Source organism: Caulobacter sp. FG121 (assembly GCF_057809815.1).
In genome coordinates, this window is the sequence record NZ_JBMDKR010000001.1 from 437,703 (window position 1) to 455,215 (window position 17,513).

18 protein-coding genes are annotated in these 17,513 nt (G+C 67.8%); 10 read left to right on the top strand and 8 right to left on the bottom strand.

Annotated elements, in window-relative coordinates:
* Nucleotides 1–41 precede the first annotated feature (41 nt).
* Nucleotides 42–281 (top strand): hypothetical protein, encoded by a 240-nt coding sequence (locus ACODSL_RS02335; RefSeq protein ID WP_488899017.1) that lies wholly within the window; start codon nt 42–44, stop codon nt 279–281.
* Here the strand turns inward: ACODSL_RS02335 and ACODSL_RS02340 are convergent.
* Complete coding sequence (locus tag ACODSL_RS02340) at nt 278–1,930, bottom strand: phosphatidylglycerol lysyltransferase domain-containing protein (RefSeq protein WP_488899018.1); 1,653 nt, start codon at nt 1,928–1,930, stop codon at nt 278–280. The two genes, ACODSL_RS02335 and ACODSL_RS02340, sit on opposite strands and share 4 nt — an antisense overlap.
* Nucleotides 1,931–2,088: 158 nt before the next feature.
* On the opposite strand from ACODSL_RS02340, the gene ACODSL_RS02345 reads away from it, so the two are divergent.
* Genes ACODSL_RS02345 through ACODSL_RS02365 form a run of 5 tightly spaced genes read left to right on the top strand, consistent with a single transcriptional unit; the run spans nt 2,089 to nt 6,027 of the window.
* Nucleotides 2,089–3,297, top strand: a complete 1,209-nt coding sequence (locus ACODSL_RS02345; RefSeq protein WP_488899019.1) for an acyl-CoA dehydrogenase family protein — start codon at nt 2,089–2,091, stop codon at nt 3,295–3,297.
* Nucleotides 3,297–3,905, top strand: a complete 609-nt coding sequence (locus ACODSL_RS02350; RefSeq protein WP_488899020.1) for a 2-hydroxychromene-2-carboxylate isomerase — start codon at nt 3,297–3,299, stop codon at nt 3,903–3,905. The genes ACODSL_RS02345 and ACODSL_RS02350 overlap by 1 nt, the downstream gene beginning before the upstream one ends.
* Complete coding sequence (locus ACODSL_RS02355; RefSeq protein WP_488899021.1) at nt 3,902–4,060, top strand: hypothetical protein; 159 nt, start codon at nt 3,902–3,904, stop codon at nt 4,058–4,060. The genes ACODSL_RS02350 and ACODSL_RS02355 overlap by 4 nt, the downstream gene beginning before the upstream one ends.
* A complete protein-coding gene (locus ACODSL_RS02360; protein WP_488899022.1) occupies nt 4,060–5,187 on the top strand; it encodes an acyl-CoA dehydrogenase family protein in 1,128 nt (375 codons plus the stop codon). The genes ACODSL_RS02355 and ACODSL_RS02360 overlap by 1 nt, the downstream gene beginning before the upstream one ends.
* Before the next feature lie 3 nt (nt 5,188–5,190).
* Nucleotides 5,191–6,027, top strand: a complete 837-nt coding sequence (locus tag ACODSL_RS02365) for an SDR family NAD(P)-dependent oxidoreductase (RefSeq protein WP_488899023.1) — start codon at nt 5,191–5,193, stop codon at nt 6,025–6,027.
* A 21-nt stretch (nt 6,028–6,048) separates the two neighbouring features.
* Here the strand turns inward: ACODSL_RS02365 and ACODSL_RS02370 are convergent, their stop codons facing one another.
* Nucleotides 6,049–8,157, bottom strand: a complete 2,109-nt coding sequence (locus tag ACODSL_RS02370; RefSeq protein WP_488899024.1) for an ATP-binding protein — start codon at nt 8,155–8,157, stop codon at nt 6,049–6,051.
* Nucleotides 8,158–8,320: 163 nt separating this feature from the next.
* Here ACODSL_RS02370 and ACODSL_RS02375 point away from each other — a divergent pair, with 163 nt between their 5' ends.
* Complete coding sequence (locus ACODSL_RS02375) at nt 8,321–8,818, top strand: pyridoxamine 5'-phosphate oxidase family protein (protein WP_488899025.1); 498 nt, start codon at nt 8,321–8,323, stop codon at nt 8,816–8,818.
* Nucleotides 8,819–8,917: 99 nt separating this feature from the next.
* Here ACODSL_RS02375 and ACODSL_RS02380 read toward each other — a convergent pair whose 3' ends face one another.
* Entirely contained in the window at nt 8,918–9,994 is a 1,077-nt protein-coding gene (locus tag ACODSL_RS02380) for an alpha/beta hydrolase (RefSeq protein WP_488899026.1), read from the bottom strand.
* Nucleotides 9,995–10,008: 14 nt separating this feature from the next.
* Nucleotides 10,009–11,055, bottom strand: a complete 1,047-nt coding sequence (locus ACODSL_RS02385) for an aldo/keto reductase (protein WP_488899027.1) — start codon at nt 11,053–11,055, stop codon at nt 10,009–10,011.
* Between the two features lie 142 nt (nt 11,056–11,197).
* Between ACODSL_RS02385 and ACODSL_RS02390 the strand changes: the two genes are divergently transcribed.
* Nucleotides 11,198–12,652, top strand: a complete 1,455-nt coding sequence (locus ACODSL_RS02390; RefSeq protein WP_488899028.1) for a flavin-containing monooxygenase — start codon at nt 11,198–11,200, stop codon at nt 12,650–12,652.
* A gap of 125 nt (nt 12,653–12,777) precedes the next feature.
* On the opposite strand, the gene ACODSL_RS02395 is transcribed toward ACODSL_RS02390, so the two are convergent.
* The 3 genes from ACODSL_RS02395 to ACODSL_RS02405 are packed head-to-tail and all read right to left on the bottom strand — an operon-like array spanning nt 12,778 to nt 14,514.
* Nucleotides 12,778–13,401: an exopolysaccharide biosynthesis protein gene (locus ACODSL_RS02395; RefSeq protein ID WP_488899029.1), complete on the bottom strand. Its 624-nt coding sequence runs from the start codon at nt 13,399–13,401 to the stop codon at nt 12,778–12,780.
* Between the two features lie 57 nt (nt 13,402–13,458).
* Nucleotides 13,459–14,139 carry an SDR family oxidoreductase gene (locus ACODSL_RS02400; RefSeq protein ID WP_488899030.1) on the bottom strand — a complete coding sequence of 227 codons (681 nt, stop codon included), beginning with the start codon at nt 14,137–14,139 and terminating at the stop codon, nt 13,459–13,461.
* Between the two features lie 9 nt (nt 14,140–14,148).
* Nucleotides 14,149–14,514: an energy transducer TonB gene (locus tag ACODSL_RS02405; RefSeq protein WP_488899031.1), complete on the bottom strand. Its 366-nt coding sequence runs from the start codon at nt 14,512–14,514 to the stop codon at nt 14,149–14,151.
* Nucleotides 14,515–14,611: 97 nt separating this feature from the next.
* Here ACODSL_RS02405 and ACODSL_RS02410 point away from each other — a divergent pair, with 97 nt between their 5' ends.
* Nucleotides 14,612–15,634, top strand: a complete 1,023-nt coding sequence (locus ACODSL_RS02410; RefSeq protein ID WP_488899032.1) for a serine hydrolase domain-containing protein — start codon at nt 14,612–14,614, stop codon at nt 15,632–15,634.
* Between the two features lie 16 nt (nt 15,635–15,650).
* Here ACODSL_RS02410 and ACODSL_RS02415 read toward each other — a convergent pair whose 3' ends face one another.
* The gene (locus ACODSL_RS02415) at nt 15,651–16,289 is read right to left on the bottom strand and encodes an SOUL family heme-binding protein (RefSeq protein ID WP_488899033.1); all 639 of its coding nucleotides are present in this window, start codon (nt 16,287–16,289) and stop codon (nt 15,651–15,653) included.
* Nucleotides 16,290–16,496: 207 nt separating this feature from the next.
* Here ACODSL_RS02415 and ACODSL_RS02420 point away from each other — a divergent pair, with 207 nt between their 5' ends.
* The gene (locus ACODSL_RS02420) at nt 16,497–17,513 is read left to right on the top strand and encodes an aldo/keto reductase (protein WP_488899034.1); all 1,017 of its coding nucleotides are present in this window, start codon (nt 16,497–16,499) and stop codon (nt 17,511–17,513) included.

The window sequence follows — 17,513 nt, forward strand, 5'->3', positions numbered from 1 at the left end:
CGCTAAATCTGGTGTGCGGCGCGAATAGCTGTGGACGAAGCTTGCGTTCGCGACATTGGGCCGCCATCTGGCCCCGGATGGACGTTTCCACCACCCTCGCCGCCGCCGCCGTGTTCATCGGCCTTACCGCGTTCAGCGGCTGGCGCGGGAGCCTGCCGCCGAACCTGATCAAGGGTCCGCGGATGATGCCCTGGCGGATGATCATGGTCACATCCGCCGCCGTGGTGCTGGTGCTGCTGGTTCATCTCGCCAGCCTGTTCGGGCTGCGGCAGGACCGCTAGCTCTCACCCGTCTTCTTCGAACGGCGGGTCAGGCCCGCCATGCCGCCGGACGACAGCAGCCCGACATCCGCCAGCAGCATGGGGATCTGCCACTTGTGCGGCGAGGCGATGTAGCGCGGCTGCCAGAGCGGATCGTACTTGTCCTTGTAACGGCGGACGCCCCGAAAATTGTAGATTTCCTCGCCCCGTTCAAACAGCAGCCTGCCGACCCGGGACATGATCGGGGCCAGGGGGCGATCTTCCAGTCCGGCCAGCGGCGCGGCGCCGAAGTCGAACGCCTGGTAGCCCTGCATTCGACCCCACTCGAAGAGCTCTACGAACAGGAAGTCCATGACGTTCTTGGGCGCCTGGTCGTTGTAGCGCATCAGGTCCATCGACAGCGCCTTGCGCGAGGCGGTGGGCCAGAGCGTGGCGAAGGCGACGATCTGGCCGCCCGACCGAACGATGGCGACCGGAAATTCGGCGACATAGCGCGGCACGAATCCGCCGAGCGAGAAGGACTTCTCGCCGCCGGCGTGCATCGCCAGCCATTCATCGGATATGGCCTTGAGGGCCTCCAGACGCTCCGGAACGCCCTCGGGGGGAATGACCTCGAACGTGGCGCCGCTTTCGCCGGCCTTGCGCCAGTTGCGGCGCAGCACCTCGCGGCGGCGCCCGGCCAGCGAAAAGCCGTCGAGGGGAACGGCCGCAGCCTCGCCGATCTTCTGGATGGAGAATCCGAGCTCGACCGCGTCGGGCAGGTCTTCCGGTCCGATGCCGTAGAGCGCCGGACGGGCCGCGTGCGCGTCCGCCAGCTCCCGAAAGCGCCACAGCAGCTCCATGCGCTCGGAGGCGCGGCCGACGGGGCCATCCATGGCGATCCAGGACCGGCCGCGCACGCCGAACATCAGGAAGGTCTCGCCCGACGGCGAGAACAGGAAGCGCTTGTCGCCGAGCAGGGCCAGATTTGAATCGGGCTGGGCCCATTCCGCGGTCTTCAGGATTGCGCGAACCCGCTGGAAGTCCGGATCGTCATCCCCGGCCACCGGCGGCGTCGCCGGCATGGCGAACAGGCGCCAGACGCCGAACATCAGCAGGAACAGCGCAGCGCCCCCGGTCGCCCGGATGGCGCGGGTCAGGTCCTGGTCGCCCATCACCCGCCAGATCGGCTCTCCGGCGTAGTCGGCATGGGCGAACGACCACCAGCCCAGCAGCGCCGCGCCGCCGACAGCCGCCGCGGCGGAGGCCAGCCAGCCCGGCGTCACCTCCATCCGCGACAGGCTCGCTGCGCGCGGGAAGGCGTTGTGCAGCGGAAGGATGACGAAGAAGCAGCCGATCAGCACCGCCCCCTCTTCCCAGTTGAAGCCCTTGAACGGCGCCAGAAAGGCGGCGGCCAGCAGGACCACCATGCTGGCCGTCCAGGCCGCGTCGAGCCGGGCCCGCAAGCCGAAGGCCAGCAGGATCAGCACCAGACCGAAGATCGAGGACAGGAAGTGGCTGATCTCGATCAGCACCGTCGGCGTGACCTTGAGCAGTTCGACCAGGCGGGACGGGTCCGAGGGCGTGGCGCCGGAGGCCAGCAGCATCGCGCCGGACGCCGCCGCGGCGATGGCAGCCAGCGTCGGGGCGGCCGCCAGGAGCGCCGGTTTCAGTTCGCCGTAAAGTCGCATGCGATTCCCAACGCCCGTCACCGCGCCTGATATAGCGTGCCAGGCAGCTGTCCGCGCGCGGCAAGATGCGCGAAGAGTCGAACGGCTGTTTGAACCGGCTTGCCCCGGGCGCGGCGCGCGGTAAGTTGCCGCCAAACAGCAATCTGAGGGAGACGGCCATGGCTGACTTTGGCGGCGGCGAACTTGAGGCGTTCCGCGCGGAGGTCCGCGACTGGCTGGCGGCGAACTACCCGCCCTCGCTGAACGCGCCCATGGACGACGAGACCGAGGCGCCCTGGGGCGGCCGCCGGTTCAATCCGAAGAACAAGGACGCCAAGCTCTGGCTCGACCGCATGGCCGCCAAGTGCTGGACCGCGCCGATGTGGCCGACGGAATACGGCGGCGGCGGCCTGAGCCGCGAGCAGAACAAGGTGCTGGAAGCCGAACTGCGCCGCATCAAGGCCCGCCCGGCCCTGATGAGCTTCGGCATCTGGATGCTGGGCCCGGTGCTGCTGGAATACGCCACCGAAGAGCAGAAGCAGAAGTTCCTGCCCGGCATCGTCAAGGGCGAGATCCGCTGGTGCCAGGGCTATTCCGAGCCGGGCGCCGGCTCTGACCTGGCCGGCCTTCAGACCCGCTGCGAGGACAAGGGCGACCACTTCCTGATCAACGGCCAGAAAGTCTGGACCAGCTACGCCGACCAGGCCGACTGGATCTTCTGCCTCGTGCGCACCGACACATCGAAAAAGCACGAGGGCATCAGCTTCGTGCTGTTCGACATGACCACCGAGGGCGTCGAGACCCGGCCGATCAAGCTGATCAGCGGCTACTCGCCGTTCTGCGAGACCTTCTTCACCGACGTGAAGGTCCCCAAGGATCACCTCGTGGGCAAGCTCAATGGCGGCTGGGAAATCGCCAAACGCCTGCTGCAGTATGAGCGCCAGAACATCTCGGCCGGCGGCTTCGGCGGCGGGGCGGGCATCGACGTGGTCGATGCGGCCAAGGAGCATGTCGGCCTCGACGCCGAGGGCCGCATCGCCGACGGCGACCTGCGCAACAGGATCAGCGCGCACAAGATGGACGCGGCGGCCTTCGCCCTGACCATCCGCCGCGCCGAGCAGGAGGCCAAGGCCAGCAAGGGCCCCAGCGCCGCCACCTCGATCATCAAATACGCCGCCGCCAAGCTGAACCAGGAGCGCACCGAGCTGACCGTCGAGGCGCTCGGTCTGCAGGGGCTGGGCTGGGACGGCGAACAGTTCTCGGCCGGCGAGATCGGCGCGATGCGCTCGATGCTGCGGGCCAAGGCCAACTCCATCGAAGGCGGCACCAGCGAGATCAACCTCAATGTCGTCGCCAAGCGGGTGCTCGGACTGCTGGACCATCAGTGATGATCGAGTTCTGGTACGAGTTCGCCTCGACCTACTCCTACCCGGCGGCCATGCGCGTGGAGCGGATGGCCGAGGCGGCGGGCGTGCGGGTCGAGTGGCGGCCGTTTCTGCTCGGGCCGCTGTTCCATGCCCAGCAGGGCCTCACCGACAGCCCGTTCAACGCCTTCCCGGTCAAGGGACAGTACATGTGGCGAGACATGGAACGGGTCTGCGCGGAGGAAGGTTTACCATTGAACCATCCGTCGCAGTTTCCCCGCAACAGCCTGCTGGCGGCGCGGATCGCCATCGCCGGTCTGGACGACGGCTGGACTCCGGACTTCAGCCGCAAGGTCTATGAGGCCAACTTCGTCGCCGATCTGGACATCTCCAGTCCCGAGGTCCTCGCGCCCCTGATCGCCGAGGCCGGCGGGTCGCCCGACGCGGCGCTTGAGGCCGCCGGGTCTGACGCCGTCAAGGCGCGGCTGAAAGACCATGTGAACCAGGCCAAGGCGCGCGGCGTCTTCGGCTCACCCAGTTTCATCACCGCCGACGGCGAGCTCTTCTGGGGCAACGACCGTCTGGAACAGGCGCTGGCCTGGGCGGTCCATCACGAGAAGGCGTCGGCATGAGCCTGCGTCCTTCGTCCTTCGACACGGCCGCTGCGCGGCCTGCTCAGGATGACGTCCATCCGAGCAACCCCCAAGTGAACGTCATGGTGAGCAGCGCGACGCGCGTGTCGAACCACGAAGCACGCAACCTGATCGAGACCGCGAGGAACTTCTGATGGCCGTCCTGAACGAAGAACAGACCATGCTGCGCGACGCGGCCAAGAGCTGGACGCAGGAGTCCTCGCCGGTGACCAAGCTGCGCGCGCTGCGCGACAGCGGGACGCACCAGAGCTTCGACCCGGCCGCCTGGGCCGAGATGGGCCAGATGGGCTGGGCCGGCGTCATCGTGCCCGAGGACTACGACGGCTCGAACTTCGGCTACCTCGGCCTCGGCCTGATCCTCGAAGAGACCGGCCGTACGCTGGTCGCCTCCCCGCTCCTCTCCACCGCCCTGATCGGCGCCTCGGCCCTGACGCTGGGTGGCACGGACGCGCAGAAGACGGCCTGGCTGCCGAAGATCGCCGCCGGCGAAGTGGTCACCGCTCTGGCCGTGGATGAGAAGGCGCACCATGCGCCGGAAATGACCGCCCTGAAGGCGGAGAAGGCGGGCGACGGCTGGAGCCTGACGGGCAAGAAGACCTTCGTCGTCGACGGCGATGCGGCGGACCTGCTGATCGTCGCCGCCAGGACCGGCGGCAAGCCGGGCGACACCGACGGCATCACCCTGTTCCTCGTCGAGGGCGGCGCGGCCGGCGTGACCCGCAACCACCTGGCCCTGGCCGACAGTCGCGGCGCGGCGGAAATCAGCTTCTCCGGAGCGAAGGGCGAGGTGCTCGGCGAGGTCGGCAAGGGCTGGGCGATCCTCGAGCCTGTGCTCGACCGCGCCCGCATCGGGATCGCCGCCGAGATGCTCGGCAGCGCCCTGCAGGCCTTCGAGATCACCCTCGACTATCTGAAGACGCGCACCCAGTTTGGCCAGGTCATCGGCACCTTCCAGAGCCTGCAGCACCGCGCGGCGAAGATGTTCACCGATCTGGAAACCACCCGTTCCTGCGTGGAAGCGGCGCTGGAGCAGATCGACGCCGGGGCGACCGATAACCGCGCCGCCGCCTCGCTCGCCAAGGCCAAGGCAAGCGACCTCGCCCACCTGGTGACCAACGAGATGGTCCAGATGCACGGCGGCATCGGCATGACCGACGTCCATGACGCCGGCCTCTATCTCAAGCGCGCCCGCGTGGCCGAGCAGCTGTTCGGCGGCGCGAGCTACCACCGCGACCGCTACGCCCGCGTGCTGGGCTTCTAGGACATGAACGTCAGCGGGACGGTCGCGGTCATCACCGGCGGCGCTTCGGGCATCGGCTTCGGCATCGCCTCGGCGCTGGCCAAACGTGGCGCGAAGGTGGTGCTCGCGGACATCGAGGCCGAGCGCGCCCTGGCGGCGGCGGAAACCCTGCGCGATCAGGGGCTGGAAGCGACCAGCTGCTATCTCGACGTGATCGACCAGGCCAGCTGGGACGCCACGGCGGAACTGGCGTCCGGCCACTGGGACCAGGCCCCGCAGCTGCTGTTCAACAACGCCGGCGTCGGCGGCGGGTCCACCGTTCATGAGACGCCCGAGCGGATCTGGGACTGGGTCTATTCGGTCAACATCCGCGGCGTCTATCTGGGGGTGAAGACCTTCGCCCCGCTGATGCTGGCGAGCGGTCTGCCGGGCAAGATCGTCAACACCGCTTCGGAACACGCCCTGGGCCTGCCGGAGTCGAAGCGCGGCGGGATCATCGCCCCCTACACCTCGGCCAAGCACGCGGTGATGGGCTACAGCCTGTGCATGCGGCGTGATTTCGAGGGCACCAACCTGACGGCCGGCGTCGTCTGCCCAGGCGTGGTGCAGAGCGACATCTGGAACGCCTTCCGCAATCGGCACGACACCTTCGGCGGCGCCCGTCCGCGCGTGGTCGAGGGCGCCCACCCGATGGCCCACGGTCTGCCGGCCGCGACCGCCGGGGAGCGGATCGCCGACCAGGTGGAGACCGACGACTTCTTCATCTTCACCAATGGTCCGCATGAAGCCGAGGTGCTGGGCGACTACGTCCGTGAGGCGACCGCCGCCATGGCGGCGTTCCGGGAGCGGTACGGAGTCTAGGTCAGGCCTGGACCTGAAGGCCTAAGCCAGCAGCGCATCGCTGTCCGGGGTAGAGGCGTGCTCCAAGGCCGCCTCAATCTGCTCGATCAGGCGCGCCGGGTTGATCGGCTTCTCCGCGACATCGTTCATGCCGGCCGCCAGGTAGTCCCGCTTCTGGCTGGGCAGGACGTTGGCGGTCAGGCCGATGATCGGGACCCTGCCCAACGGCCCGCCGAGCGCCCGGATCTGCCGCGTGGCCGTGAGGCCGTCCATGACCGGCATCTGTATGTCCATCAGGATCAGGTCGAAGCGTGACGCCTGGGCCGCGTCCAGGCCCTCGGCCCCGTTGGACGCCGTCTCGACGTCGGCGCCAACCGCCTCGAGCAGCATGCGGGCGACCTTCTGGTTGGTCGGATTGTCGTCGACGACGAGAATGCGCAGGCCGGCGGCCGAGTCATCGTCCGGCTCCGACATCGCCACGGCCGTCGCGCCCGTGCTGCCCTCGACGCGCTGCAGGGGGACCTGGAACCAGAAGGTCGATCCCTGGCCTTCGGTGCTCTCAAAGCCGATGTCACCGCCCATCAGGTCCACAAGCGTGGCGCAGATCGACAGGCCAAGCCCCGAGCCGCCGAACTCGCGGACGATCGAGCCGTCAGCCTGGCTGAAGCGCCGGAACAGCAGAGCCTGCGAGGCCGTCGGGATGCCGATGCCGGTATCCTCGACCTCCACCCGAAGGGTCCGTTCCCCGGACGGCGTCGCGTCCGTCAGGATGCAGCGAACGTCGACATGGCCCCGGGCCGTGAACTTCATCGCGTTGCCGATCAGGTTCATGCACAACTGGCGCAGCCGCAGGCCGTCCGCCATGAGCATGCCGGGCGCGCCCTCGAAGGACGTCCGCAGCGCGACGCCCTTCTCACGGGCCTGGGTCGAGAACAGGCCGACGACCTCCCGGATCATCGCCTCGGGATCAAGGGGTTCGGCGTCCAGCTCGAAGGCGCCCGACTCGATACGGGACAGGTCGAGCACGTCATTGAGCAGGCCCTGCAGAAGCGCGCCGCTGGCAAGGGCTTCTTCGATGAGCTGACGGCTCTCGGCGTCGAGGCCCTTGCGACGCAGAAGGTGCAGGACGCCGACCACGCCATTCATCGGCGTGCGGATCTCATGGCTCATGTTGGCGATGAAACGGGACTTGGAGTCAGACGCCGCGTTGGCCGCGAGCATCGCGGCCTGCAGGCGGCGGCGCTGGCGGCGATCATGCAGAATCGTGAACGCCGGCGCGATGATCAGGATCAGCAGCAGCAGACCGGCGGGCGGCGCGGCGACCCAGGCGAGGTCGCGGGCGGGCTGCCTGTAGTCCCAGTCGACGCGGGCGACCGTGCCGCCTGCGGCATCCCGCAGGAAGACACTGGCCTCCTTCGGTTCGGGCTTGCCGAACGGCGCGCGCTCGACATGAACGCTATCAAGCAGGAAGTGGCTGCTCAACCACTCCAGGAAGACCGCGTCGATGGCCTGGACGGTCACCACGACCGGCGCGCGGGCGCCCGACGGAAGGGCCGTGCCGAAGTCGGGCTGGATGAGGCTGGCCGAAACGACGACCGGGCCTGCTTCCGTGGCGACCTTGGTGGTCTCGTCGATCGCGGTGGCGATCATCTCACCGTTTTTCTGGCTGGACGAGAACGGGCCGCGACGGGTCTCCCGCGCCCGGATCTTCGCCATCAGCTGGGCCACGGATGCCTGAAGCGGCGCCGGGACGGCGGCCAAGGCCGGCTTGCCGTCCCGCCATCCCGCCAGAACCCGACCGTCGGCGTTCAGGACGTAGACCTGCGACACACTGCAGGTGGTCGTCAGATACTGGCCCATGTTGGTGTCGGCCCAGGCCGTATCGAACCGGTTGTCGAGGTGGGCGACCGCGTCGTCCCACATGGTGTTGGGGGTGATACAGTCGCGGAGCGCCGTATCCTTGAGCTTCAGGCCGTTCTCGACCAGCTGCTCTTCATGGCGGGCCGACAGACTGTCGATGCTGTTCGCGGCGGCGACCAGACCGCCGACCAGCGCCAGGATCGCGAGGCCGGATGCGACGATGACCGCCGCCATACCGGCGCGATTTCCGCGATCCTGTCCGCGTGGCGGCATCGCCGGCGTGGTCGTCATGATGGCTCCCGTGACGTATGGCCCGGCGCTCGCTGGCTCCGACGTCTGGCGAGGTGTAGCCGACCGCGACTTCCAACCTGGTTTACCCGTTCCGGGCCTGGGAGGCCGGAACCCCCGCCTCGCCCCGGGGTTCTCCCTTGCACGCATCACAGGGAGTACCGCCATGTCCACTGACATCAAAGACCGCGCCGACGTCGAGAAGCGCCTCTGGCACGAGATCAAGCACAGCCGCACCGTGATGCTGGGCGCCCATACCCATCCGCTGCAGCACTTTCAGCCGATGACCGCGTTTCATGAACCGGAAACCGGTCAGGTCTGGTTCTTCACCCGCAGCGACACCGACCTCGCCCGCTCGATCGCCGAGAGCAAGCCGGCGATGATGGTGGTCCAGACCAAGGACTTCCAGGCCTGTGTCGGCGGCGAGCTGACACTGCAGCACGATCCCGCCCGGATCGAGAAATACTGGAACCCGATGGTCGCGGCCTGGTACCCGCAAGGCAAGGCGGACCCGGCGCTGACCCTGCTCTGCCTGGACGTCAGTGACGCGCAGGTTTGGATCAGCGACGCGGGCCCCGTGAAGGTCGCCTGGGAAGTCGCCAAGGCCAACGCCACCGGTTCGACGCCCGACATCGGCGCCAGCCGGCGGATCGATTTGAATTAGGCCGCGAACCCGGTCGCCATGGTGCGGCCAGACTGGTGAAGCGGATAGTTGAACATTGGCGGGATTGGCGGAACAGCCGATCCCGTCAAATCTACCGTGTCACAGCATGCCGATGTCGCGCAGCCATTGTTCAGCCTGTCCCGGCCACTGGGTCGTGATCGGATCATCGCTGGGACGCAAACCGTAGGCATGACCGCCCTTGGCGTAAAAGCGCACATCGACCGGCACCCCGGCCTCGTGAAGCGCCAAGGCAAAGGCCATCGGGTGTCGGATATCGTCGACCGGATCGTCCATGGCGTGGATCAGGAGCGTCGGCGGCGCCTTGGGGCTGATCTTCACCCATGGGGCCAGTCGAAGGTCGGTCCTCGCATCACCGCCATCCCAAAGGCGTCCCGTGTAGGCCAGGATTGCGAAGGCGGGCCGTGAGGATTGCCGATCGGCCGCATCGGCAGGCGGGTAGGTGTGCTCCTCAGTGTTGCTCAGGTCCGCGGCAAGGAAGGCGCCGGCGGAAAACCCGATCACGCCAATTCTGTCAGGATTGATCCCGTAGCCCGCAGCCCCCTGCCGCAGTAGCCCCACGGCGCGCTGGGCGTCCTGAAGGGCCAGCAGTACGTCGGGCCTCCGACCGTGCTTTTTCGCGTTGTCCCAGGGCCATTTCTGCGGCGCCCGGTACTTCAGGATGACGCAGGTCATGCCCCGTTGCACCGCCCAGTCGCAAATTTCGGTCCCCTCGAGATCCATCGCCACGATCGAAAACCCGCCGCCCGGAATGACGAGCAGCGTCGTTCCGGCATTTGGCCCCTTCGGCCGATAGAGGGTCATGGTCGGTCGGCTAACGTTGCCTGCCCAATGCCACAGCTTTCCGGCGACAAGACCAGAGCCATTACCGGTCTCTTCCGGTCGATCACCGGAGTCAGGCTTCGCGAGAACAGTGTCGTCTGGCCAGAGCGGAATCTGGATGCCGTCGGCGGCCGGCTGCCAGACCCCTACCGTTGAACGGATCGGAACCTCGGCCGGCGGAGCGGTGGTCTGACCCCAGGCAAGGCCGACGACGCCGACCGCAACCAGGAGCGAGGGCAGGATGGTGCGAATCCACGACAAATCGATCTCTCCTGCTCCAACCGGGGCGGTGGCGGCAATCTCGACGTCCTGGACAGGTCTGGCCCGTCCCGCCACCGCTCAAAATGGGGCTAGCCCTTCTTCACGAACGGCTCAGGCGCGCGCCGGCCGCCCTGGCGTTCGAGCATCCAGCCCGGATACTCGGGCGGCAGGGCCGAGGCCTTGTCCAGCGCCGCGACCTCGTCCGCCGTCAGTTCGATCCCGGCGGCGGCGAGGTTGTCGTCGAGCTGCTCGACCGTCTTCGCGCCGATGATCACCGTGGTGACGAACGGCTTGGCCAGCACATAGGCGAGCGCGATACGGGCCACCGACACGCCGCGGGCGTCGGCGATCAGCTTCATGGCGTCGACGCAGTCCCAGGCGCGGTCCCTGTTGACCGGCGGGAAATCGAAGCTGACCCGGCGGGCGCCGTTGGGACCCGCGCCGTCGCGGGTGAACTTGCCCGACAGCAGGCCGCCGGCCATCGGCGACCAGACCATCAGCCCCATGCCCTGGTCCTGCATCATCGGCACGACCTCGCGCTCCAGGTCGCGACCGGCGATGGAGTAGTAGGCCTGCACGGTTTCGAAGCGGGCGTAGCCTCGGGCGTCGGCGATGCCGTGCGCCTTCATCATTTTCCACGCCGGCCAGTTGGAGCAGCCGACGTACCGGACCAGACCCTGGGAGACGAGATCGTCCAGCGCGCGCAGGGTCTCCTCGACCGGCGTCACCGGGTCGTTGGCGTGGATCTGGTAGAGGTCGATGTAGTCCAGCTGCATCCGGTCGAGGCTGGCCTTGACCGCGTCCATGATGTGGCCGCGCGAGGCGCCCTTGTCGTTGGGACCACGGCCCATCTCGCCGAAGCATTTGGTGGCGATGACCACGTCGCTGCGCTTGACCCCGAGGTTGTGCAGGGCCGCGCCGACCATCTGTTCGGACTGGCCTGCCGAGTAGACGTCCGCCGTGTCGATGAAGTTGACGCCGCTGGCCAGCGCCCGGCCGATCATGTCGTCAACGCCCTTCTGGTCGACCGCGCCGATGGCGCCCCACATGCCGGTGGCCTCGCTCGCGAAGGTCATCGCGCCCAGGCAGATTTCCGAGACATAGAGGCCGGTGCGGCCGAGCTGACGGTACTTCATGCGATGACTCTCCCTGTCCTGACGCCATCCTAGACAGGGAGCCGGACGCCGCAAACAGGTGTCTGGCTGGTAACCCGGCGTCAGGCTTTCCCGCCGTGCGGCCGTGGGCGATACTTCGCGGAAAGACGGAGGAAACAACGGCATGGCCAGTCAACTGGACGCGATCGTCATGGGCGCGGGCTTCGGCGGACTGACCGCGGCGATCAAGCTGAAGGAAGCGGGCTTCGACCGCGTGGTGGTGCTGGAAAAGGCCGACCGGATCGGCGGCACCTGGCGGGAGAACACCTATCCCGGCGCCTGCTGCGACGTGCCCTCGCGACTCTATTCGCTGTCCTTCGCCCTGAATCCCGACTGGAGCCGGGCCTACTCGCCCCAGGCCGAAATCCGCGACTATATGGAGCGCGTGGCCAGGCAGTTCGGCGTGATGGATCTGTTCCGCTTCAACACCGAGGTCGAGAAGGCGGTCTGGGACGAGACGGCGGGCCTGTGGACCGTCACGGTCAAGGGCGGCGAGACCCTGTCGGCGCCGGTGCTGGTTTCCGGCCTCGGCCAGCTGAACAAGCCCGGCTACGCCGGAATTCCCGGCCGCGACTCCTTCAGGGGCGACAGCTGGCACTCCGCGGGCTGGCGGCATGACGTCGATCTGACCGGCAAGACCGTCGGCTGCATCGGCGCCGGCGCCAGCGCCATCCAGTACATCCCCGAGATCGCCAAAACGGCCGGCAAGGTGGTCGTCTTCCAGCGGACGCCCAACTACATCGTGCCGCGCCTGGACAAGCCGGTCAGCGATTTCCAGAAGCGACTGTACCGCACGTTCCCGGCGTTCGACCGCCTCAATCGCTGGTTCATCTGGCAGATGATGGACCTGCGCTTCAACGCGTTCAAACAGGGGACGAAGTCGGCCGAGGGATTCAAGGCCCTGGCGCTGAAGTATCTCGATCAGGTGGTCACCGATCCCGTGCTGAAGGCAAAGCTGACTCCGGACTATCCGATCGGCTGCAAGCGGGTGCTGGTGTCGGACGACTACTATCAGGCGCTGATCCGGCCCAACGTGGAGCTGGTCACCGAGGCCGTGTCGTCGGTGACGGCGACCGGAGTACAGACCGCCGACGGGGCGGAGCATGCCTGTGACGTGCTGGTCTATGGCACCGGCTTTGTGACCACCGACTTCATCGCGCCGGTCGAGATCGTCGGCGCGGGCGGCAAGACCCTGAACGAGGCGTGGAAGGACGGCGCCGAGGCCTATCTGGGCGTCGCCGTTTCGGGCTTCCCCAACCTGTTCATGCTGTACGGGCCGAACACCAACCTCGGGCACAACTCGATTATCGTGATGATCGAATCCCAGGTCGGCTACCTCGTCGAGGCGATGAAGGAACTGAAACGCCGGGGCGCGAAGGCCATGGCGGTGAAGGACGCGGCGTTCAAGAAGTTCAATGTTGAACTACAGGACGATCTCACGAAGACCGCCTGGGCCGGATCCTGTTCCAGCTGGTACAAGACCGCCTCCGGCAAGATCACCAACAACTGGGGCGGCGACACCGCGACCTACATCCGGCTGATGAAGCAGCCGGTGCTGGCGGATTATGAGGTGGCGTAGCCAGGAAGGATGCTCCCCCTTTGGGGGAGCTGGCCGCGAAGCGGGCTGAGGGGGTCACCCGTGACCGGAGCGGACCCCCTCCGTCCCTGCTTCGCAGGTCCACCTCCCCCAACGGGGGAGGATCATCAGAACAGGTGCCAGAGCGTCACCACGAAAGCGGTGACGCCGGCGATGATGGCCTTGGACAACACCGCCAGCACCAGCAGGCCGAGCGCGGTCAGCAGGCCGCCGACGAGGCCGAGCACGCCGTCCTTTTCCGCGATGCCCAGGCCGAACGCCGCCAGCGCCAGGGCCGGAGCCATATGGGTAAAGGGGATCGGCAGAATGATGATGATCGCCAGCGCGAGACAGACGGCCCCGATCAGCCGGTCGCTCCAGGGATTGTAGAGAAAGGTCAGCCGGGGCCGCAGCCGGCGCTCCAGCCAGGTCAGATAGGGCGACAGCTTCTCCATCAGGGAGACGAAATCGCTCAGCTTCATGTCGCGGTCGGCGATGACCTTGGGCAGCCACAGGGTGCGGCGTCCGACCATCAGCTGGGCGGTGATGAACAGCAGCGGCGCGCCCAGAATGGCCGAGACGCCGGGCGGCATTGGCAGCGCGGCGGGGGCGGCGAAGACGAACATCAGGGCCCCGAACGCCCGGTCACCGAACGCCTCGAGCACGTCCTGCACCGCGATGGTCTTGCGGCGCGAGCCAGCCAGACCGTCGAGGATTTCGGAAATGCGGGGGGCGTGATCAGAGTCGGACATCAGAGTCCGGGCTTAGCGCGTTCAGGCCCGTCGGTCACGCCCATGAAAACGCGGGTTTCAGACTCGGCCGGAGACCGGCAGCAGGGCGCCGGTCACACCGCTCGCCGCGTCAGAGGCCAGCCACAGGATGGCCTGCGCCACCTCGTCGGGCGTCACCCAGACCGCCGGATCCGCGTCCGGCATATCGGCGCGGTTGGTCGGGGTATCGATGATCGAGGGCAGGACCGCGTTGACCGTCACCCGCCCTTTCAGCTCCTCGGCCAGACTCTCGGTCAGGCGATGCACCCCGGCCTTGGAAGCGGCATAGGCGCCCATGCCCGCGGCGGCCTTGACCGCGCCGCCCGCGCCGACGCTGACGATCCGGCCGGCCCGCGCGGCCAGCAGATGCGGCAGGGCCGCCTTGCAGGCGCTGGCGCAGGTCAGGGTGTTGAGCGCGAACATCCGGCTCCAGGCGGCGAGGTCGCCGTCGGCCAGCGTCTGCCAGACAAAGCCGCCGGCGACGTTGACCAGCACGTCCAGCCCGCCGAGGGCGTCCGCCGCCCGATCCATGGCCGCCCTGGCCTGCATCTCGTCGGACAGGTCGACGCCCCCGATCTCGACCGCGCCGACAAGCGGCGTCCGGTTCGCCGGCGCGAAATCGATCAGCGCCACCTTGCCGCCCGTAGCGAGCGCCGCGCGCGCCACGGCCTGGCCGAGGATGCCGAAGCCGCCGGTGATCGCGTAGGTTCTCGAGGTCATGGCGGCGTCCTAGGTCGGATGGGTCTGCATCTGCGGATGGGGCAACAGGCTGTCGGCGGTCTCGCAGTTCGGGAGCGGCCCCTGGGGCATGTCGGCGCCGTCGACGGTCATCCAGATCCCGACCCAGGCGCCCTCTTCCTTCGGCTTCATCGTCACCGGCCAGGACAGCTGGCGGATGGTGTCCGGAATGCCCGCGTCGAGCAGCGGATTGCCGGAGGAATGGACCACGACCACGTCGACCGCACGTCCCGGGTCCGGCCCAAAGCGCATGCAGACGCCGACCGCGCCCTTGATGGGCGTCGGTTCAGCCGCCGCGGCCGCGCCGCCGGCCAGCAGCAGCGCCGCCGCGAGAACCGTCGCGGTCCACCGCCTCATGTCGTGAGCCTCGCCATGCCCCATCGTTCCCGCCCTTTGAGGCAAAGATCAATCGCCTGATGGTGACAAGACGCCTTCATCGCGGGAAGCTGCCGTCATGACCCTGATCCCCCTCCCCGCCCAGCCCGTCGGCACACCCTGGCCGACGACCGAGTGGCCTGAAGGCGAACGCCTGACGGGCCCTGCCGCCGCCCACCTCGACAGCGCCTTCGCCGCCGACAGCCTGGAAACGCTCGGCCGCACCGACGCCCTTCTCCTCGTGCGCGGCGGGAAGATCATCTACGAGCGCTATGGCGAAGGACTGACGGCGGAGAACACCTTCCCCAGCTGGTCCAAGGCCAAGAGCATGACCCAGGCCCTGACCGGCCTGCTGGTCGGCGACGGGCTGATCGATATCCACGCCCCGGCCGATGTGCCCGAATGGCGCGGCGAGGGCGACCCGCGCGGGGCGATCACCCTGGACCAGCTGCTGCGCATGTCGAGCGGGCTGAAATTCACCGAGGAATACGGCCCGGATGCGCCGTCCGACGTGATCCCGATGCTGTTCGGCGAGGGCCAGAAGGACGTCGCCGCCTTCGCGGCGTCATTTCCCCTGCTCTATGAGCCGGACCGCTACATGGCCTATTCCAGCGGCACGACGAACATCATCAGCCGTGCGCTGGCCCGGGCCCTGAACGCCTATGGCGCGGACTTCGAGACCTTCATGCGGACGCGGCTGTTCGAACCTCTGGGCATGACCAGTCCGATCCCCAAGTTCGACGAGGCCGGCACCTTCATCGGTTCTTCGTTCTGCTTCTGCACCGCGCGGGATTTCGCCCGGTTCGGCCTGCTCTATCTGCGTGACGGGGTCTGGGAGGACCGCCGTCTCCTGCCGGAGGGCTGGGTCGACTATGCCCGAACTCGCACCACGGCGATCCATGACGACGCCGAACCCTATGGCGCCCAGTGGTGGCTGGGCATGGGCGGTCCGGGCAGCTTCTCGGCCAACGGCTACGACGGCCAGTACACCGTGCTGGTTCCGGACCTCGACGTCGTGCTGGTGCGGCACGGCGCGACGCCGGCGACGCTGAAGGACAACCTGCGCGCCTTCATCGGCGAGGCGGTGCAGTCGTTGCGATAGCCCGGAGGGACAGGCTTCAGGGCGCCCGGGTCACCAGCACGGCGACTTCGTTGCGCCGGTTCGAGGGCAGCCGCCAGGGCGGGTCATAGAACCAGGCGACCGGCTCGCCGGCCGCGCGCCAGCCGGTTTCCGTCAGCTTGCGCAGCAGTTCGGCCTTGCGCGCGTCGACAGCCTCGTCCCGGGTGCTGCCCGAAAAACGGAGCACGGCGAAGGTCTCGGGCGCCAGCGCGACCAGCCGCACCGACGGATCTTTCGGCGTCGGCAGCGCCTCGAGGCTGTACTGGCTGGGCATGATGAACTGGATGCGCCAGGCGCCCGCGCCGTCCGGCGTTTGCCTCACCGGGGCGGTCATGGCGATCTTTTCCGAGGCCTGGGTCACCGGCGCGGTCATGGCGATCGACGTGCGGGTGGTGTTGCCGCCGAAGATGTAGCCGGCCAGGCGTCGGAAACCGGCGCTGCGAGCCTGCTCGTCCTGGCCGGTGACCGTGGTTTCCGCGGCGATGCGCGGCCCGTACTGGCGGATCTCGAGGCCAGCGGGCGAGTCCACGACGGAAAAGGCCGGCTCTTCGACCCGTTCACGCGCGGCCGCGCCGGAGAACAGGCCGGTCAGAAAGGTCAATGCGATCGCGGTCACCACGGGCTTCATGTCGCTCATCCTGCTCGCCGGAGGCCGGCGTCAGAGGCGATGTGGTTCGAACGGCCGGAGGATCAAGTCGTTGCGGCGCTTCCCCCTCGCCGAACCCTGCCCCGGGGCGTCCCTGTCAGATTTTCGGGGGTTGGCTTCCGGCGGGGGAGCCGACTAGGAGGGGATGGACAGCCGGTCGCTGACCGCTCCCCACAATCCCCGATCCGGATACCCGCCATGCAGCACCACCGCCTCGGCCGCAGCGCCATCTACGTCTCCAAGATCTGCATGGGGACGATGACTTTCGGCGGCCAGGCCGACGAAGCCATGGCCCACCGGTGCCTCGACCAGTCACTCGAGGCCGGGATCAACTTCTATGACACCGCCGAGAACTATCCGGTTCCGCCGAAGGAAGAGTGGGCCGGCACCTGCGAGGAGATCGTCGGCCGCTGGATGAAGACCAAGCGTCGCGACGAGCTGATCATCGCCACCAAGGTCTGCGGTCCGAGCCACGGCTGGATCAAGGGCAGCCAGCGGGCCGGCATGACCGCGCTCGACCGCCACAACATCGTCCGCGCCGTCGAAGGCAGCCTCAAGCGCCTGCAGACAGACTATGTCGACCTCTACCAGGTTCACTGGCCAGATCACGACGGCCCCTATGAAGAGATGATGCGCGCCCTCGACGATCTGGTGATGGCGGGCAAGGTGCGGGTGCTCGGCTGCAGCAACGAGACGGCCTGGGGCCTGATGAAGAGCCTGGCCGTGTCGGCCAGCGAGGGCCTCGCCCGTTTCGAGACGATCCAGAACAACTTCTCGATGAACAACCGCCGTTTCGAGGACGCCCTGTCGCAGGTCTGCCTGCAGGAGGGCGTCAGCCTGATCCCCTATTCGCCGCTGGGCGGCGGGGTGCTGTCGGGCAAGTACAACGACGGAGGCCGTCCGGAGGGCGCGCGGTTCTCGGCCTATCTCCAGCTCGGCGGTCGCCAGGCCGTGATGGCCAAGCGGTTCGTCAACGACAAGACGCTGGCCTCGACCGAGCGATTCATGGCCATCGCCGCCGAGGCCGGCATGGCGCCGGTGACCCTGGCCACAGCCTGGAGCAAGCAGCACAAGTTCGTCGCCTCGACGATCGTCGGCGTCACGCACGAGAACCAGCTGGCCGACATCTTCGCCGCGTCCGATCTGACCCTCAGCGACGAGGTGATGAAGGCCATCGACGGCGTGACGAAGGACATCCTCTACCCTATGGGGTGA

What these genes read in the sequence shown, in the direction of transcription:
- ACODSL_RS02350 (WP_488899020.1), top strand. Translation starts at nt 3,297, where the DNA reads ATGATCGAGTTCTGGTACGAGTTCGCCTCGACCTACTCCTACCCGGCG.
- ACODSL_RS02385 (WP_488899027.1), bottom strand. Translation starts at nt 11,055, where the DNA reads ATGAAGTACCGTCAGCTCGGCCGCACCGGCCTCTATGTCTCGGAAATC.
- ACODSL_RS02415 (WP_488899033.1), bottom strand. Translation starts at nt 16,289, where the DNA reads ATGAGCGACATGAAGCCCGTGGTGACCGCGATCGCATTGACCTTTCTG.
- ACODSL_RS02360 (WP_488899022.1), top strand. Translation starts at nt 4,060, where the DNA reads ATGGCCGTCCTGAACGAAGAACAGACCATGCTGCGCGACGCGGCCAAG.
- ACODSL_RS02395 (WP_488899029.1), bottom strand. Translation starts at nt 13,401, where the DNA reads ATGTCCGACTCTGATCACGCCCCCCGCATTTCCGAAATCCTCGACGGT.
- ACODSL_RS02340 (WP_488899018.1), bottom strand. Translation starts at nt 1,930, where the DNA reads ATGCGACTTTACGGCGAACTGAAACCGGCGCTCCTGGCGGCCGCCCCG.
- ACODSL_RS02420 (WP_488899034.1), top strand. Translation starts at nt 16,497, where the DNA reads ATGCAGCACCACCGCCTCGGCCGCAGCGCCATCTACGTCTCCAAGATC.
- ACODSL_RS02375 (WP_488899025.1), top strand. Translation starts at nt 8,321, where the DNA reads ATGTCCACTGACATCAAAGACCGCGCCGACGTCGAGAAGCGCCTCTGG.
- ACODSL_RS02390 (WP_488899028.1), top strand. Translation starts at nt 11,198, where the DNA reads ATGGCCAGTCAACTGGACGCGATCGTCATGGGCGCGGGCTTCGGCGGA.
- ACODSL_RS02400 (WP_488899030.1), bottom strand. Translation starts at nt 14,139, where the DNA reads ATGACCTCGAGAACCTACGCGATCACCGGCGGCTTCGGCATCCTCGGC.
- ACODSL_RS02355 (WP_488899021.1), top strand. Translation starts at nt 3,902, where the DNA reads ATGAGCCTGCGTCCTTCGTCCTTCGACACGGCCGCTGCGCGGCCTGCT.
- ACODSL_RS02410 (WP_488899032.1), top strand. Translation starts at nt 14,612, where the DNA reads ATGACCCTGATCCCCCTCCCCGCCCAGCCCGTCGGCACACCCTGGCCG.
- ACODSL_RS02405 (WP_488899031.1), bottom strand. Translation starts at nt 14,514, where the DNA reads ATGAGGCGGTGGACCGCGACGGTTCTCGCGGCGGCGCTGCTGCTGGCC.
- ACODSL_RS02365 (WP_488899023.1), top strand. Translation starts at nt 5,191, where the DNA reads ATGAACGTCAGCGGGACGGTCGCGGTCATCACCGGCGGCGCTTCGGGC.
- ACODSL_RS02370 (WP_488899024.1), bottom strand. Translation starts at nt 8,157, where the DNA reads ATGACGACCACGCCGGCGATGCCGCCACGCGGACAGGATCGCGGAAAT.
- ACODSL_RS02345 (WP_488899019.1), top strand. Translation starts at nt 2,089, where the DNA reads ATGGCTGACTTTGGCGGCGGCGAACTTGAGGCGTTCCGCGCGGAGGTC.